At 65.2% G+C, this 16,127-nt stretch carries 12 protein-coding genes and 1 tRNA gene; 1 reads left to right on the top strand and 12 read right to left on the bottom strand.

From position 1 onward, the window contains the following. Positions 1–67: 67 nt before the first annotated feature. From F622_RS0100675 to F622_RS0100630, 10 genes are all read right to left on the bottom strand, one after another. Positions 68–901, bottom strand: coding sequence for a rhodanese-like domain-containing protein (locus F622_RS0100675; RefSeq protein WP_019571149.1), 834 nt, complete (start codon positions 899–901; stop codon positions 68–70). 186 nt (positions 902–1,087) lie between these two features. Beyond that, a complete protein-coding gene (locus tag F622_RS0100670) occupies positions 1,088–4,930 on the bottom strand; it encodes a DUF3683 domain-containing protein (RefSeq protein WP_019567763.1) in 3,843 nt (1,280 codons plus the stop codon). A 181-nt stretch (positions 4,931–5,111) separates the two neighbouring features. Then, positions 5,112–5,261 (bottom strand): DUF3096 domain-containing protein, encoded by a 150-nt coding sequence (locus F622_RS13565; protein WP_018144103.1) that lies wholly within the window; start codon positions 5,259–5,261, stop codon positions 5,112–5,114. Positions 5,262–5,349: 88 nt separating this feature from the next. Then, a complete protein-coding gene (locus tag F622_RS0100660) occupies positions 5,350–6,267 on the bottom strand; it encodes an MBL fold metallo-hydrolase (RefSeq protein WP_018144104.1) in 918 nt (305 codons plus the stop codon). Between the two features lie 467 nt (positions 6,268–6,734). Beyond that, a tRNA-Gln gene (locus F622_RS0100655) sits at positions 6,735–6,808 on the bottom strand. Between the two features lie 40 nt (positions 6,809–6,848). Further along, entirely contained in the window at positions 6,849–7,241 is a 393-nt protein-coding gene (gene rpsI / locus F622_RS0100650; RefSeq protein WP_018144105.1) for a 30S ribosomal protein S9, read from the bottom strand. 31 nt (positions 7,242–7,272) lie between these two features. After that, on the bottom strand, positions 7,273–7,701 hold the full coding sequence (gene rplM / locus F622_RS0100645) for a 50S ribosomal protein L13 (protein ID WP_018144106.1): 429 nt from the start codon (positions 7,699–7,701) through the stop codon (positions 7,273–7,275). A 239-nt stretch (positions 7,702–7,940) separates the two neighbouring features. Continuing rightward, complete coding sequence (locus tag F622_RS0100640) at positions 7,941–8,456, bottom strand: DUF4168 domain-containing protein (protein ID WP_018168109.1); 516 nt, start codon at positions 8,454–8,456, stop codon at positions 7,941–7,943. 303 nt (positions 8,457–8,759) lie between these two features. After that, positions 8,760–10,187 (bottom strand): sigma-54 dependent transcriptional regulator, encoded by a 1,428-nt coding sequence (locus F622_RS0100635; protein WP_019571148.1) that lies wholly within the window; start codon positions 10,185–10,187, stop codon positions 8,760–8,762. Then, positions 10,184–11,659: an ATP-binding protein gene (locus F622_RS0100630; RefSeq protein ID WP_019571147.1), complete on the bottom strand. Its 1,476-nt coding sequence runs from the start codon at positions 11,657–11,659 to the stop codon at positions 10,184–10,186. Before F622_RS0100630 ends, F622_RS0100635 begins: the two co-directional genes overlap by 4 nt. A 367-nt stretch (positions 11,660–12,026) precedes the next feature. Here F622_RS0100630 and F622_RS0100625 point away from each other — a divergent pair, with 367 nt between their 5' ends. Then, positions 12,027–12,710 (top strand): MBL fold metallo-hydrolase, encoded by a 684-nt coding sequence (locus tag F622_RS0100625; RefSeq protein ID WP_019571146.1) that lies wholly within the window; start codon positions 12,027–12,029, stop codon positions 12,708–12,710. Between the two features lie 85 nt (positions 12,711–12,795). Here the strand turns inward: F622_RS0100625 and htpX are convergent, their stop codons facing one another. Then, positions 12,796–13,683 carry a protease HtpX gene (gene htpX, locus F622_RS0100620; RefSeq protein WP_018168105.1) on the bottom strand — a complete coding sequence of 296 codons (888 nt, stop codon included), beginning with the start codon at positions 13,681–13,683 and terminating at the stop codon, positions 12,796–12,798. A 112-nt stretch (positions 13,684–13,795) separates the two neighbouring features. Continuing rightward, a complete protein-coding gene (gene parC / locus F622_RS0100615) occupies positions 13,796–16,057 on the bottom strand; it encodes a DNA topoisomerase IV subunit A (RefSeq protein WP_018952095.1) in 2,262 nt (753 codons plus the stop codon). Between the last annotated feature and the right edge of the window lie 70 nt (positions 16,058–16,127).

The following is a 16,127-nucleotide window of genomic DNA, read 5'->3' as shown; positions in this document are numbered from 1 at the left end:
CTCCAAAAAAAGGCCGGGATCATACGATCCCGGCCTTTTTAACGTGGGCAAGCGGTGAGACGGACAATCAGCGCGTCATCACCTCGTCGTAGAACTGCTGCAGGCCGCCTTCCAGGAAGTGGTAGTTCTCGATGCCGCGTTCCTCCAGGTGATACTGCAACCAGCGCACCTGCTGACCGTTCTGGTCGAAGATCAACAGCGCATCACCATCCCTGTTGGCCTGGCCGAGGATGCGGTTAAGCGTATCGATGTTCTCCAACGGGGCCGACATCTCGCGCCCGGCAAACAGCGAGATCTCGTCACGCTCCTCGTTGCCGCGCACGTCCAGCACCACCGCATTGTCGTCGTTGCGAACACGACGGGCGAAGGTGTCGGCCTCCAGCAACCGCGCCTCGAAGGCCTCGTCCGCAATGAGCTGGGTCTCGGGGTCCTCGATCGGCTCGCCGCGGAGGATGGCCAACCCCGGGTAGCGGTCTGCCCAGTCCGCGACGCCGGCGTCATAGGCCTGGGTCGGGCCGAGCCCGGCCGCGTTGGCCCGCGCGGCAGCGCGATAGGACATGTAGCTCTCGCGCCCGTTGCAGTAGAACACCAGGGGCCCGCCATGCTGGTCTTCCAGGGCCCGTACCTGATCCTCGAAATCCGGGGCGCCCAGCGGTACATGATGGGCCCCCTCGATGTGCAGGATGTCGTATTCCAGACGCGGACGGACATCGATCACCGTGGAACGCGACAACTGGCCCCGCAGATCGAACAGGTCCACGGCATCCACGCCGAATCGCTCGTAAAGACTGCGGCCGGGAAATTCGACAAAGGCCTGGGCACTGGCCACGACGGGGGCCGCCGCCAGCCCGAAACAAAGGGCCATGACGGCGAGACGGGGACTCAAAGAGCGAAAGGTCATGCGAACTCCCTTGCATGGACGGGTGGACATGCCGCATACACTGCCGCGGCCTTGACGGGCATTGCGTACGCCCGATGGGGCGACGCGACGTGACGATCCTTTATTCCGTCGCGACCGCCCGGTGCCCCCGATTGTAGCCAACCCGGGCGGGCCATGTGCAGCACCCGCTTGTGCCGGCTCCAAGCCCTACAGCAGGACCTTCTCGATCCCACCCTCGCGGGCCCGTTCGATGAAGGCCTTCTGCCAGCCATCGCCCATCAGACGGTTGGCCATCTCCACCACGATGTAGTCGGTATCCATCCCGGTATCCTCGCGATAGCGCTCCAGGCCCTGCTGGCAAGCCGGGCAGGAGGTCAGCATCTTCACGTTGCCGTCCTTCGCCTTCTCCTCTCCGGTCAGCTCCTTGATGCCCTTGTGCAGCTCTTCCTGCTTGCGGAAGCGCACCTGGGTGGCGATATCCGGACGGCTGATCGCAAAGGTCCCGGCCTCGCCACAGCAACGGTCGGACTGCAGGACCTCCTGACCCAGCAGCTTGGCCGCGACGTCGGTCGGCTTGTGCGACTTCATCGGCGAATGGCAGGGATCGTGGTACATGTACTGCACGCCCTCGAGCCCCTCGAGATGGACGCCCTTCTCCATCAGATACTCGTGGATGTCCAGCAACCGGCAACCCGGGAAGATCCGCTCGAACTCGTATTTCAGGAGCTGATCCATGCAGGTGCCACAGGACACCACGACGGTCTTGATGTCGAGGTAGTTGAGCGTGGTCGCGAGGCGATGGAACAGTACCCGGTTCTCGGTACTGATCTGCTGGCCCTTCTCGAAATCGCCACCGGCATTCTGCGGATACCCGCAGCACAGGTAGCCCGGCGGCAGCACGGTCTGCGCGCCGACGTCGTAGAGCATGGCGAGCGTAGCCAGGCCCACCTGGCTGAACAGGCGCTCGGAACCGCACCCGGGAAAGTAGAACACCGCATCCGAATCCAGATCGGTCTTCACCGGGTCGCGCAGGATCGGCACGTAGCGCGAATCCTCCAGCCCCAGCATCTGGCGGGTGGTCTGGCTCGGCAGCCCGGCGGGCATCGGCTTTTTCACGAAGTGCACGACCTGCTCGTGCATCGGTGCCTTGCCGGTGGTCGAGCGCGGGGTCTTGCCCTCCCCGGTCAGGTTCAACTTCTTGAATGCGAAATGCCCCAGGCGCTGGGCGGCATAGCCCATCTGGATCGCACCCTTGCGGATACCCTTGATGGTGGCCGGGTCCTTCGCGTTGAGGAAGGCCATGGACATCATCGTCGCCGGCGTCGCCTTGCGCTTGCCCTTCTTGTTCAGGATCGAACGCATGTGCATGGTCACGTCGCCAAAGTCGATGTCGACCGGGCACGGATTCAGGCACTTGTGGCAGATCGTGCAGTGATCCGCGACGTCGTTCATCTCCTCGAAGTGATTCAGCGACAGCCCGCGCCGGGTCTGCTCCTCGTAGAGGAACGCCTCGACGATCAACCCGGTCGCCAGGATCTTGTTGCGCGGCGAGTACAGCAGATTGGCGCGCGGGACGTGCGTGTTGCACACCGGCTTGCACTTGCCGCAACGCAGGCAGTCCTTGATCTCGTCGTTGAGATCGCCCAGCTCGCTTTGTTCAAGGATCAACGCCTCCTGCTTGACCAGGCGCAGCGACGGCGTATAGGCATTGGACAACCCGGAGCCCACCAGCAGCTTGCCGGCGTTGAACACGCCATTCGGGTCGACGTCTTTCTTGTACTTCGCGAACGACTCGATGCGTTCGGGCTCGAGATACTGCATCTTGGTCAGCCCGATCCCGTGCTCGCCGGAGATCACCCCATTGAGCTCGCGTGCCAGGCGCATCACTTCATCCACCAGGCGCTCGGCCTGGTGCATCATCTGGTAGTCATTGGAATTGACCGGGATGTTGGTGTGCACGTTGCCATCGCCCGCGTGCATGTGCAGGGCGATGAACAGGCGGCTGGTCAGTACCCGGTCGTGGATCGCGGTCAGCCGCTTGCGCACCGGCTCCAACTGGTGCCCGCCAAAGATCTCGAACAGCGGGCGCTCGACCTCGGCGCGGTAGGAGATGCGCAGGCTGCGCCGCAGCAGCACATTGATCAGCTTGTCATGGTCGCGCAAGTCCGCACGAGCGGGCTCGTCCAGCAGCTCGTCACATTCCGAGGCCTGGGTGAAGAAGTTGTCCGAGATTGCCTCCCAGCGCTTCTTCACCGTCTCCAGGACTTCCACCGCACGCTCGCGCTTGGCCTCGAACCACTGTTGGCCCTCGCCACCGGTGTCGTCCAGCAACTCGCGCAGCTCCGGATGGTCACCGCGCATGCACTCCTGCATCTCGTCGACCATCCGGAGCTTGTTCGTCAGCGACTCGCGCACGTTCAGGGTCTCGATCCCCTCGGTGTACTCCGCCAGGCGCTCCAGCGGGATCACCACGTCCTCGTTGATCTTGAACGCGTTGGTGTGGTGAGCAATCGCCGCGGTGCGGGCGCGATCCGCCCAGAAGCGCTTGCGCGCCTCGGGGCTGACCGCAACGAAACCCTCGCCATTACGGGCGTTCGCCGCGCGCACCATCCTGGCCGCCAGCTTGCCCAGGGCATCCTCGTTGTCGGAGACAATGTCGGCGACCAGGACCATCTTCGGCAGGTCACCACGGGCGCCCTTCGGGGTGTACTTCACCGCGCGCACGTAGCGCTCGTCGAGGTGCTCCAGGCCCGCCAGCAGGACTTCGTCCTCGGCGTCCACCGCATCCTTGATCTCGACGATCGCCGGCACGGCCTGGTGCAGATCGGTCCCGTAGAACTCCAGACACACGGTGCGGATGTTGTCCGGCATCCGGTGCAGGATGAACTCGGCCGACGTAATCAGACCGTCGCAGCCTTCCTTCTGGATACCCGGAACGCCCATCAGGGTCTTGTCGGTCACATCCTTGCCCAGCCCCAGCTTGCGGAAGCTCTGTCCCGGCATCTCCAGGATCTCGGGCTCGCCCTTCGGGGTCTTGCCGTCCGGCTGATAGCGGCTCACACGGAAGCGCACGATCTCGGCGTCGTGGATCTTGCCGAGGTTGTGGTCGAGGCGCTCGACATACATCCACTCCGCCTCGGGGGTCACCATGGTCCAGGCGGCCAGATTGTCCAGCGCGGTACCCCACAGCACGGCCTTCTTGCCGCCGGCGTTCATCGCGACGTTGCCGCCGATGGTGGAGGCGTCCTGCGAGGTCGGATCCACCGCGAACACCAGACCGTTGCGATCGGCCAGCTCGGAGACGCGCTTGGTGACCACACCGGCCTCCACGCGCACCACCGGGACGTCACGCTCCACGCCCGGCAGGGGTCGGCGCTCGACCTCGCCCAGGCCTTCCAGCTTCTCGGTGTTGATGACCGCCGAGCGCTTGGACAGCGGGACGGCACTACCGGTGTAGCCGGTGCCACCGCCACGCGGGATCACCGTCAGGCCGAGCTCGATGCAGGCCGCGACCAGCGGGCCCATCTCTTCCTCGGAATCCGGGGTGAGCACCACGAACGGGAGTTCCACACGCCAGTCGGTCGCATCGGTCACGTGGGAGACCCGCGCCAGGCCGCCGAACTGGATGTTGTCCTTGTGCGTCAGGGCCTTCATGCGCTTGCGCACCTGATCGCGCAGCGCGGCGGTATCGGTGAACTCCTGCGCAAAGGCAGACACAGCCGCCTGCGCGCGCTGGCCCAGCTTGAGCGCCTTCTCGTTGCCGTCGGCCCGGGCCGTGATCTGGCCCAGACGATGCTGCATGGCATCAATCAGCGCCTTGCGGCGCTTCTTGTCCTCCAGCAGATCATCCTGGATGTACGGGTTTCGGGTGACCACCCACATGTCGCCCAGAACCTCGAACAGCATGCGCGCAGACACACCCGTCCGACGCTCCCCACGCAACTCATTGAGGAGGTCCCAGGTATCGGAACCCAGGAAACGGATAACGATTTCGCGGTCGGAGAATGAGGTGTAGTTATAGGGTATTTCTCGGACGCGTTCGGCGGTCATTGAGGCGTAGCCCCCCGATCAGAATGTGGCCAAAGAGTAACGGGTCCGCACGCCCTGCGCACGAAGTCGCACTGTTGGTCCATGCTTTTGGGCACCAAACTATCGGTGACGGGGACCTTTACGTCGCCAGGGCGGCGCTGATCGATTCACGCATCCGCGCTGGGGCCCCTTGAGCATCTCCCTAGAAATACGCCAGCAGGCCCAGCACCCCGATAACAATCAGATAGATCGCGACGATGTAGTTCAGCAGGCGGGGCCGGATCAGGATCAGGATGCCCGCCACCAGGGACAGGATGGCCATGAGCAGGCCCGGTTCAATATTCAGCGTCATTGGCGATCATTCCTTTCGCTTGTGGGATTCAGGGATACATCAAGGACCCGCAACGCACGCACCGACCGGGCTTCCCCTGGGGCCGAGCTCAAAAGAGCTTCTCTTCCATCTCCAGATAGACCGCGTTGGCGTTGCTGCGGTTGGTCTGTTCGAAGGCCGGCAGGTCTTCGTAGTCACTCCAGTCCATCGCGGAGTAGGCCTCGTCGAAGGAATCCATGTTCTCGACCGCCACGGCCATGTGCTCGCGCAGCTTCACCAGGTAGTCGCGGGTGAACCTGACCGCCCGGGCCGCCTGATCGGTCGCCTCGCCATGCCCCGGAATCAGGAACTTCAGGTCCATCTCCATCAACTCTTCCAGGCGCTTGACCCAGTTCTCCGAATCCAGCGCATCGTCGCCCAGAAACGGGATCCGGCCATCGAACACGATGTCGCCGGCGAACACCACGCCGGTCTCCTCCACCACCATGATGATGTCGTCCGGCGAGTGTGCGGGCCCCGCGTGCACGCACCGGAAGGTCTTCCCGCCGAGACGGATGGTGTACTCGTCCTCGAAGAATTCGTCCGGCGGAATGATCTGGGTGTCCTCGTCCACCCATGGGGCCAGCACGCCCCGGCGCTGCTCGAGCCGCGCCACCGCACCGGCGCCTCCCAGATAGTCTCGCGCGCGCGCCTGCCCGATGATCTTGGCATCGGTGTGGTCCGCGAACGCCTGCAGGCCATAGATGTGATCCGCGTGATAATGACCAGCAATCACGTACTTGATCGGCTGGTCGGTCACCTCGCGGATCCGGCGAATCATCTCGAAGCCAAGTGGCGGCGTCCCCAGGGCGTCATATACCACCACGCCCTCGTCGGTCACGACGAACCCCGCATTCGAGGTATGCCCCTCGTTGTCGGGATCCGGAATACCGGAGATCCCGATCATGTACCAGGTGTCCAGCCCTTCGACCTCGTGGGCTGTCACATCCACGCTGACCGGCTCGTAGGGATTCTCGGGTACCGACATGGTCAATCCTCTCTTCTCTGGCATTTTGATCGATCCGACCCAGTGCGGCCGGGTTCTGCGGAATTGGACGGAAAAAGGGCGGGAGAATTCCCTGCATTTCCCGATCACTGTCGAGGGATTGTAGCGGAGTCGGGAGCGGGGTTGACGGGATGCCGGGGTCCGGGCGTTTGTGGCTACCGGGGACCGGTCGCCAAGGTCGGCGGTGGCTGGCCATTTAAAGGCAGGGAGACCGGAAGCAGGGTCGGCGTCCACAAATCAGCGGGGCAGTACCGAAACGTTCTGGCCCGAATCGCGGCCATGGCGCCGGGGATGGGGGACCAGGATGATTCGGCGGCTACGCCGCCTCACCCCTACGGGGCTGCACGCGCAAGCGCGTGCATGCTTCACTGCGCTTCGCCGAAGCTTCCAGGTTCGAACCCTGGTCCGCCCATAGAAAAGGGCCCCACGAGGGGGCCCTTCTCTATGTTTGGCTGGGGGACCAGGATTCGAACCTGGGTTGGCGGAGTCAGAGTCCGCAGTCCTACCGCTAGACGATCCCCCAGTAAACCGGGTCGGGTGCAGCCCGAAACTCGACGCGAATTTTAGCGCTTCGAGTACTGGGTTGCACGACGGGCCTTGCGCAGGCCGATCTTCTTGCGCTCCACCTCGCGGGCATCGCGGGTCAGGTGACCACCACGACGCAGCGACGGGCGCATGTCTTCGTTGTACTGCACCAGGGCGCGGGCAATACCCAGACGGATCGCGCCGGCCTGGCCGTTGCCGCCACCGCCTTCAACGGTCGCGATCACGTCAAAGTTGCCGGTCGACTCGGTCGCCTCCAGCGGCTGGCGTACCACCATGCGCGAGGTCTTGCGGCCGAAGAAGTCGTCCAGCGGCTTCTCGTTAACCGTGATGTTGCCCGTGCCGGGACGCAGGAAGACGCGCGCCGAGGCGGTCTTGCGGCGGCCGGTGCCGTAATACTGATTGATAGCCATTCGGATCGATTCCCTTGCTGATTCTGGCGGCTCAGACTTCGAGCGGCTGCGGCTGCTGGGCCGTGTGCCGGTGTTCGGTACCGGCGTAGACCTTGAGCTTCTTGAACATGGCCCGGCCAAGCGGGTTGCGCGGCAGCATGCCCTTGACGGCAAGCTCCAGCACCTTCTCCGGATGACGCTCGATCATCTGGGTGAAGTTGGCTTCCTTGATGCCACCCGGGTAACCGGAATGGTGGAAGTACTTCTTGTCCATGGCCTTGTTGCCGGAGACGCGGATCTTCTCCGCGTTGATCACGACGATGTAGTCGCCGGTATCGACATGCGGCGTGTACACGGGCTTGTGCTTCCCGCGCAGGCGATGTGCGATTTCCGTGGCGAGTCGACCGAGGGTCTTGCCGTCGGCGTCGACGAGAAACCAGTCGCGTTCGACTTCGGCCGGCTTGGCGCTAATGGTACTCATGATGTTCGATGCTCCGAGGTCGGGGCGATTCAGAAAGCGCGCAAGAATAACGCTTCCCTCTGCCCAATTCAAGCTACAGGGACAATTCCCGAGACGCGAAGGCGTCCGCCCTCGGGGGAATCACGGATCAATGTGCCGAACATTCGCGTGCATGCCCCGGACACAAACAAGGGGCCGACCCGAAGGCCGGCCCCTGCAACCCCCCGGGCGCAATGCCCGGGGCGGGTTTGCGCTGCCCGTTACAGCTGGGCTTCAGCGCGCTCCTGGACTTCCTGCATCAACTCGGGATCGTTCTGCAGGGCCATGGCCACTTCGTTGTATTCCTCGACGCTCATGCCCGAGTCTTCAACCGCGTTGACCATTTCGTCCTGTGCTTCCTGCTGCATGGACTGGGCCTCGGTTTCGTCCTCGGCACTCTGCAGACGGTCGGCGAAGTCTTCGCGCACTTCCTGCACCGCAACGAAGGCGGTTACGAAAGTGTCGATGTCTTCTTCGCTCAGATCCACCTCGGGGGCTTCCTGCATCGGGGCGCCGCCCTGGGCCGCGCCGCCCTGGGCACCACCCTGAGGCGGCTGGCCGCCCTGAGCACCGCCACCGGCACCGCCTTCCTGGGCCGGCGGCTGGCCGCCCTGGGCACCGCCCATGTCGCCCCCACCGGCACCACCTTCGGCACCGCCGTACTGGGCAGAGGCGGCTCCACCCACGGCAAACAGGGAGGTCAGGGCCATCGCGAGCATCGTCTTGCGCATATTCATCATGTTGCTCCTTTTCCTTTGGATCGTTCGGATCTCGGGGCGAAGCCGGCTACGACTCAAGGTCGATCGTCCGCCCGCCCGATTTCGTTGCAACCGTGTGAGGAGGAATGGTCCATCACTGCGGTTCCGATTCCTCGATTGCTGTCCCAGGAGGAGCAGGCATCGTGCCAAGATTGGAAAAAGACAAACACAACACTTTTAAACAGTGACTTATGCTCTCATTACCCCGAACGGGCCGGGGAACGCCCCAACGGTAAACCGGGTCAGAATGACACATGGGTCAGGTCGACCCGGGTCAGGATGTCACGATGGGTCGGATTCCCCGAGTTTGCGGTACAGCGTCTTGCGGCCGATGCCGAGGATCCGCGCAGCGCGTTGCTTGTTGCCGTCCACATGCTCCAGCACCCGACGAATGTAGTCGCGCTCGCGCTCCTCCAGGGTCGGCCACTGGCCATCATCGCCCATCCCCGGTACCGGCGTCGCCCCCTCCGCCCGGTCGCCCGTTGTTCCGCCGGGATCCTCGGCGGGCGCCTCGAATACGCGCTCCGGCAGATCACGGGTCTCGATGACCTCGCCGGCCGCCAGAGTGGCGGCACGCTCCATCAGACTCGCGAGTTCGCGGACGTTCCCCGGGAACGGATACCGCACCAGCGCGCGCAGGGCCTCCGGGCTCAGGCGACGCTCGGGCAGGTCGCGAGCCAGGGCCTGCTGACGCAGGAACTGCAGGGCCAGGCGTTCGATGTCATCGCCACGCTCGCGCAGCGGCGGGATCTCGATACGAAAGGTCTCCAGGCGATAGTAGAGATCCTCACGAAAACGACCGTCGGCAATATGCGCCTGCAGATCCTGATGTGTGGCCGCCACGATACGCACATCGGTCGCGATCTCCTCGTTGGCGCCCACCGGACGCACGCGACCATCCTGCAGAAGACGCAACAGCTTGCTCTGCATGGCCACCGGCATCTCGGCGATCTCGTCCAGGAACAGGGTGCCGCCGTCGGCCTCGGTAAACAGGCCGCGCCGAGCCCCCTTGGCCCCGCTGAACGCACCCGCCACGTGCCCCAGCAACTCCGACTCCAGCAGGGCCTCGGGGATGCCCGCGCAGTTAATCGCCACGAACGGACCACGGGCCCGCTCGCTTTCCGCATGGAGCGCGCGCGCCACCAGTTCCTTGCCGGTCCCGGACTCGCCGGTGATCAGGACACTGCCGTCGGCGGCCGCGATCCGCCGAATCAGGTCGAACAACTGCAGCATGGCCGGACTGCGGCCCTGCATGCCGTGAAAGCCATCGGCCTGCGCAAGGACCTCACGATAGCGACGCACCTCGTCCTTCAAACGCCGCGCCTCGGTCACCCGGTCGGCAGCCAGACGCAGGTGATCCAGATCCACCGGCTTGGTCAGGAAGTCATCCGCCCCCGCCTTCAGCGCGGCCACCGCCTGGTCGATGGTCCCGAAGCCCGTGAGCATGATGAACCCGGGTGCCGGCACCCGGGCGCGGGCCTCCTGCAGCACCTGGAAGCCATCCGCGCCGGGCAGGCGCAGGTCGCTCACCACCAGACTGAAGGCCTGCTGCGCAAGCACCCGCGCGGCATCCTCGGCACTGGCAACCGCCGTAACCGCGTAGCCGGCCTCGGTCAGTTCCTCGGTCAGCAGCTCGCGATGCCCGCGATCGTCCTCCACGACCAGGACCGACTCCGGGGGCGTTGCGGGGACTTGTGCCTTGCTGCTCATCGAAGCGAATCCTCCTGGGCGCCAGAGGCCACCGGCAGATGCACGACAAAACGGGTCTCCCCCACGACACTGCGATCCAGCATCACCGTACCCCCGTGGTCCTCCAGCGCCACCTGCGCCACCGCCAGCCCGAGCCCCGTCCCCTCGCCGGTGGGCTTGGTGGTAAAGAAGGGCTCGAACAGGCGTTCGGCCTGCTCATCGTCTATCCCTCGCCCGGCCGTGGGGCCATCGTCCGCCACCACCAGCTCGACCCGGTCGGACGAGGCATGCCAGCGGACCCGGACCTCGCGGGCGGCGACCTGCGCGGCATTCTCCAGCAGATTCTCCAGGGCCTGGCCCAAGCGCAGGCGGTCCGCGGCGATGGTCAACTCGGGCCCTTCGAGCCGGAATGCCACCCCGCCGGAGGCATGCCGCTCGCGCACACGCCCGACCAGATCTCCAACCAGCTGCGCGAGATCCAGCGAGCGTTCCTGCAACGGATTGCGCCGGGCAAAGTCCAGCAGCTGGCGCACGATGGTCTCCACCCGCTCCAGCTCGGCCTTCAGCGCCTCCATCTCGGTGCGCGCCGGATCCGCCTCCGGCAGGTGCCGGATGGCGCGCTGCACGCGACCGGCGATAATTCCGAGCGGCGTCCCCAGTTCGTGTGCCACGCCGGCCGCCAGCTGCCCGATCGCCGCCAGCTTCTCCGAGTGCCGCAGCTTCTCCTCCAGCCGTCCCTGCTCAAGGCGTTGCGCCTCCAGTTCGGCCTCCGAGGCCTCGCGACGCTCCATCATGCGGTTCATCGAGACTGCCAGGCCGCGCAGCTCCGCCGGCCCCTGTTCCGGCGCCCGCAATCCACGCTGACCCTCGCCAATCGCGCGCATCGCGGCCATCAACCGAGACACATGCCGCCCCACCGCCCGGTGGTACCCGAACAGCACCACCAGCAGAAACAGCCCGCTAATCCCCAGCATCAGCAACCCACCCTGCCACTGGAGCTGCGCGACGAAGGCCCGGAACGGTGTGACGTCGCGTGTCACCTGCAACAGCCCCACGATGCGACCGGCCGGATCGGACAACGGAAGAAAGAACGAAAAGGTCTCGCGCCCCTGATGTTCGCCGAAAGCCCCAAGACTCCCGGTTTCGCTGATGACCTGCGCCTCGCCACGGCGCTGCAGGGTCGGACTGGGCGGGCCACTGGCCGCCACCATCCGGCCGTCGGCATCGTAGACATAGACCCCGAACACCTCCTCGATCTGGAACAGGGAGTCCAGCGACTGCTGCACACCGGCCGCGTCGTCCTGCAGCATCGCACCGGCCACAGGCAGGCGGATCGAGCGCGCCACCAGCTCGATGTCTTCCTGCATCCGGTTTTCCATCTGAGTCTGGAATTCGTGCAGACCCAGCGCCACCACCGCGGCCATCAGCAGCAACAGGGGCAGCAGCACGAACGACAACACCGCGGTGCGCAGACTGTTCAGGCGTCGGGTCATAAAGGGCGATTCGCAGCGTCGTCGAAGGCCACCATGGTAGACACGCGGGCCGGCATGACGCGAATTGCAGGCAAAAAAAAGCGCGGGTCGAAGCCCGCGCCAAGAAAACCACCAAAGGAGGATGGAGGAGTCCACCAACCGCTGACAGGGGGGACAGCGATTAGCGTATGCAAATCTTCTAATATGACGATATTCTTGTCAACCGGTGAATGCGCAGGGGGTTCGCAAATTCACCGCATCGTCATATCACGTACCCTTGAAGACCTGCACACCCCGTAAGACGCCCGCTCGCCAGTTCTATTCCCCGCTGCGTGCAATCCAGCGCCTCCAGCCTTCAAAATTCGAAATTGTTCACGGATCCACTGCCATGCTTCGCCATCTGAGCCACCCCGTCACCCCGCTTGCCCAGAACGCCACCCTGATCTGGTGCGACGTCACCGGGGCCGCGGCCTGGGTCGATCCCGGCGCGGATGCCGCGGCCCTGGAACGGATCGCGCGGGATCAGGGCGTCCACCTGGAAAAGATCCTGCTGACCCATGGCCACCTGGACCACGTGGGCGCAGCCTCCGAACTGGCCAAACGTACCGGCGCGCCGATCATCGGCCCGCACCGCGACGATGCCTTCTGGCTGGAGCAACTCCCAGCGCAGGCGCAGATCTTCGGCTTCTCCGAGGTCCAGCCACTGGTGCCCGATCAGTGGCTGGACGATGGCGACACCATCGAGCTCGGGCAAGCCACCCTCCACGTCCTGCACTGTCCCGGCCACACCCCGGGCCACGTGGTCTTCCACGATCCGGAGGGCCGGCTCGCCCTGGTCGGTGACGTCCTTTTCCATGGCGCGATCGGCCGCAGCGATTTTCCGCGCGGCAACGGGCGTGAGCTGCTGGACTCCATCACCGGCAAGCTCTGGCCACTGGGCGACGACACCCGCTTTGTCCCCGGCCATGGCCCCGAGTCCACCTTCGGCGAAGAGCGCCGTAGCAACCCCTTCGTCGGCGACGACGTCATCGTCGCCGCCGGCGGCGAACCCGGACGCGGTCGCTACTACTGATCCGACCGGCCGCAGCCCCGGCACTACAAACGAAAAAGGCCGCCCCGAAGGGCGGCCCTCTCCTGGTACGCATAAAGGGTTGCGGTCAGCCGTTGGCGCGCAGCGCCGCGATGCGCTGTTCGATCGGCGGGTGACTCATGAACAGCTTCTTCAGCCCCTGGGCCATGCCGCCGCGAATGCCAAAGGCGGCCATCTGGTCCGGCATGTCCACCGGGCGACCGGAGGCACGCGCCAGCGACTCCAGCGCCCCGATCATCTTCTCGCGGCTGGCAAAACGAGCCCCCGCCTCGTCGGCGCGGAACTCGCGCTGACGCGAGAACCAGAACACGATGATGGAGGCCAGGATGGCGAGGACGATCTCGGCCACGATGGCCGTGATCCAGAATGCCGGCCCGTGACCGGACTCGTTCTTGAAGATCACGCGATCGACAAAGTGACCGATCACGCGCGACAGGAAGATCACGAAGGTATTGACCACCCCCTGGATCAGCGCCAGGGTCACCATGTCGCCATTGGCCACGTGGCCCACCTCGTGCCCCAGCACGGCCTCGACCTCGCCCTGCCCCATGTTCTGCATCAACCCGGTGCTGACCGCGACCAGGGCATTGTTCTTGCTCATGCCGGTGGCGAAGGCGTTCGGGTCCGGCGAGTCGTAGATACCGACCTCCGGCATCCCGATTCCGGCCTCGCGGGCCTGACGGGTGACCGTCTCCAGCAGCCACTGCTCGGTGGCGTTGCGTGGCTTGTCGATCACGTGGACCTTCATCGTCTTCTTCGCCATCCACTTGGAGATGGCCAGCGAGATGAACGAACCACCGAAGCCAAACACGGCGGCGAAGATCAGCAACGCGGTCAGGTCGAGATTGACCCCCTGGTCGTCGAGGATGCTCTCGACCCCAAGGATGCGCAGAGTAATGCTAAGGACGATCAGGATGGCGAAGTTGGTCGCCAGAAACAGCACGATACGTTTCATGAAGCTTTCCTGTACTCCAATTAATAAACTCGAGGGGATGAGCCGATAGTCGGGGCGCAGCGGCCAAATTCAAGCACCGCCGCGTTCACAGACCACACAGGTACGCGCGGGTTCAGGCCGGGCGCACCTCCAGGCTGTCCGCGTTCTGATAGCCGCGCGGGAGCTGACGCCCGCGACGCGCGCGCTCGCCAACGTACTCGGCCCATTCCGCCGGGGCCAGTGCCTTGAAGCGCTTGCCCGCATGCACGACCAGGGTGTCCTGCGGCGCCAGCACAGCCACCCCGAGCACCCGCTCGGAGCCATCCTTGAGCGCCGCGGACGGGATGCCGATCAGCTTGTTGCCTTTGCCGCGCGCCAGTTCCGGCAGCCCCGCGGCCGGAAACACCAGCAGATAGCCGCGGGTCGTAACCACCGCGATGTGATCCTCGTGCGGGTTACGCACCGGCGCCGGCTGCAGCACGGCCGCGCCAGCCGGTACGCTCAGCACGTTCTTGCCTGCCTTCTGCCGGCCGAGCAGGTCACCCAGCTTGGCAATGAAGCCGTAGCCGTGATCCGAGCCCAGCAGCCAGCGATCTTCCTCCGCCCCGGTGGCCAGGCCCACAAAACGCGCCCCCTCCGGCGGGTTCACCCGGCCGGAAAGCGGCTCACCCTGGCCACGCGCCGACGGCAGCGTGTGGGCCGCAATGGTGTAGGTGCGACCGGTAGAGTCGATGAACGCCACCGGCTGGTTGCTGCGCCCGATGACTGCCGCCTGGAAGGCATCCCCGGCCTTGTAGTTGAGCCCGCGGGGATCGACATCGTGGCCCTTGGCCGCCCGCGCCCAGCCCTTCTCCGAGAGCACGATGGTCAGTGGCTCGGTCGGCACCAGTGCCGATTCATCCAACGCCTGCGCGGCCGCGCGCTCGACCAGCGGCGAGCGCCGCTCGTCGCCATACTCCTTCGCGTCCTGCTCGATCTCGCGGCGGACCAGGGTGCGCAGGCGGCGCTCGGAGCCCAGCGTCTTCTCCAGCTGGTCGCGCTCCTGGCTGAGCTCGTCCTGCTCGCCGCGGATCTTCATCTCCTCGAGCTTCGCCAGATGGCGCAGTTTCAGCTCCAGGATCGCCTCGGCCTGGATATCGCTCAGGCCAAACCGGCTCATCAATTCCGGCTTTGGCCGGTCGTGTTCGCGGATGATCGCGATCACCTCGTCGATATTGAGATAGGCGATCAGCAGGCCTTCCAGCACGTGCAGCCGCGCCTGCACCTTCTCCAGCCGCCATTGCAGGCGCCGGCGCACCGTCTCGATCCGGAACTGCAGCCACTCGCCGAGCAGCCCTGCCAGGTCGCGCACCCGCGGCCGGCCGTCGAGGCCGATCACGTTCATGTTCACGCGGTAGGTCTTCTCGAGATCCGTGGTCGCGAACAGATGCGCCATCAGGCCCTCGACGTCCACCCGGTTCGAGCGCGGGGTAATCACCAGGCGCGTCGGATGCTCGTGGTCGGACTCGTCGCGCAGGTCCTCGACCATCGGCAGCTTCTTCGCGCGGATCTGGGCGGCGATCTGCTCCAGCAGCTTGGCACCGGAGACCTGATGCGGCAGCGCGGTCACCACGATGTCGTCGCCCTCGCGCTCGTAGCGCGCCCGGGCCCGGATCGAGCCCTGGCCGGTCTCGTAGACCTTTCGCAGCTCGGCCGGCGGGGAGATGATCTCGGCCTCGGTGGGAAAATCCGGCGCCGGGAGGATCGCGCACAACTCCTCGACCGTTGCCTTCGGGTGCTCCAGCAGGTGCACGCAGGCGGCGGCCACCTCGCGCAGGTTGTGCGGCGGGATGTCCGTCGCCATACCCACCGCGATCCCGGAACCGCCATTGAGCAGCACGTTCGGCAGCCGCGCCGGGAGCATCTTCGGCTCGTCCAGCGCACCATCGAAGTTGGGCACCCAGTCCACCGTGCCCTGACCCAGTTCGGAAAGCAGCAGCTGCGCATAACGCGACAGGCGCGACTCGGTGTAGCGCATCGCCGCAAAGGACTTGGGATCATCCGGCGAACCCCAGTTGCCCTGCCCGTCGACGAACGGATAGCGATAGGAGAACGGCTGCGCCATCAACACCATCGCCTCGTAGCACGCCGAGTCCCCGTGCGGGTGGAACTTGCCGAGCACGTCGCCCACGGTGCGCGCGGACTTCTTGTATTTGGCGGTGGCGGAGAGCCCCAGCTCGCTCATCGCGTAGATGATCCGCCGCTGTACGGGCTTCAGGCCGTCGCCGATATGCGGCAGCGCACGGTCCAGGATCACGTACATGGAGTAGTCCAGGTACGCCTTCTCGGTGAAGTCCTTCAGCGGCAGCTGCTCGCCGCTGTTGGCGAACAGGCTGGGGGTCTCGATATCGGTCATCGACGGTCTCGCGGACGTGGATGGGCCGGGGTTTTACGCCGGGTCGGGCCCGCGTACTGTAGCGGGCACG

The sequence above is a fragment of the Thioalkalivibrio sp. ALMg3 genome (assembly GCF_000381225.1).
GTDB classification, from domain to species: domain Bacteria; phylum Pseudomonadota; class Gammaproteobacteria; order Ectothiorhodospirales; family Ectothiorhodospiraceae; genus Thioalkalivibrio; species Thioalkalivibrio versutus.
Note: the sequence above shows the minus strand (reverse complement) of the source record. Positions and strands in the feature narration are given on the sequence as shown.

What these genes read in the sequence shown, in the direction of transcription:
- F622_RS0100640 (WP_018168109.1), bottom strand. Translation starts at nt 8,456, where the DNA reads ATGAATATGCGCAAGACGATGCTCGCGATGGCCCTGACCTCCCTGTTT.
- F622_RS0100670 (WP_019567763.1), bottom strand. Translation starts at nt 4,930, where the DNA reads ATGACCGCCGAACGCGTCCGAGAAATACCCTATAACTACACCTCATTC.
- rpsI (WP_018144105.1), bottom strand. Translation starts at nt 7,241, where the DNA reads ATGGCTATCAATCAGTATTACGGCACCGGCCGCCGCAAGACCGCCTCG.
- parC (WP_018952095.1), bottom strand. Translation starts at nt 16,057, where the DNA reads ATGACCGATATCGAGACCCCCAGCCTGTTCGCCAACAGCGGCGAGCAG.
- F622_RS0100625 (WP_019571146.1), top strand. Translation starts at nt 12,027, where the DNA reads ATGCTTCGCCATCTGAGCCACCCCGTCACCCCGCTTGCCCAGAACGCC.
- F622_RS0100635 (WP_019571148.1), bottom strand. Translation starts at nt 10,187, where the DNA reads ATGAGCAGCAAGGCACAAGTCCCCGCAACGCCCCCGGAGTCGGTCCTG.
- F622_RS0100660 (WP_018144104.1), bottom strand. Translation starts at nt 6,267, where the DNA reads ATGTCGGTACCCGAGAATCCCTACGAGCCGGTCAGCGTGGATGTGACA.
- F622_RS0100675 (WP_019571149.1), bottom strand. Translation starts at nt 901, where the DNA reads ATGACCTTTCGCTCTTTGAGTCCCCGTCTCGCCGTCATGGCCCTTTGT.
- rplM (WP_018144106.1), bottom strand. Translation starts at nt 7,701, where the DNA reads ATGAGTACCATTAGCGCCAAGCCGGCCGAAGTCGAACGCGACTGGTTT.
- F622_RS0100630 (WP_019571147.1), bottom strand. Translation starts at nt 11,659, where the DNA reads ATGACCCGACGCCTGAACAGTCTGCGCACCGCGGTGTTGTCGTTCGTG.
- F622_RS13565 (WP_018144103.1), bottom strand. Translation starts at nt 5,261, where the DNA reads ATGACGCTGAATATTGAACCGGGCCTGCTCATGGCCATCCTGTCCCTG.
- htpX (WP_018168105.1), bottom strand. Translation starts at nt 13,683, where the DNA reads ATGAAACGTATCGTGCTGTTTCTGGCGACCAACTTCGCCATCCTGATC.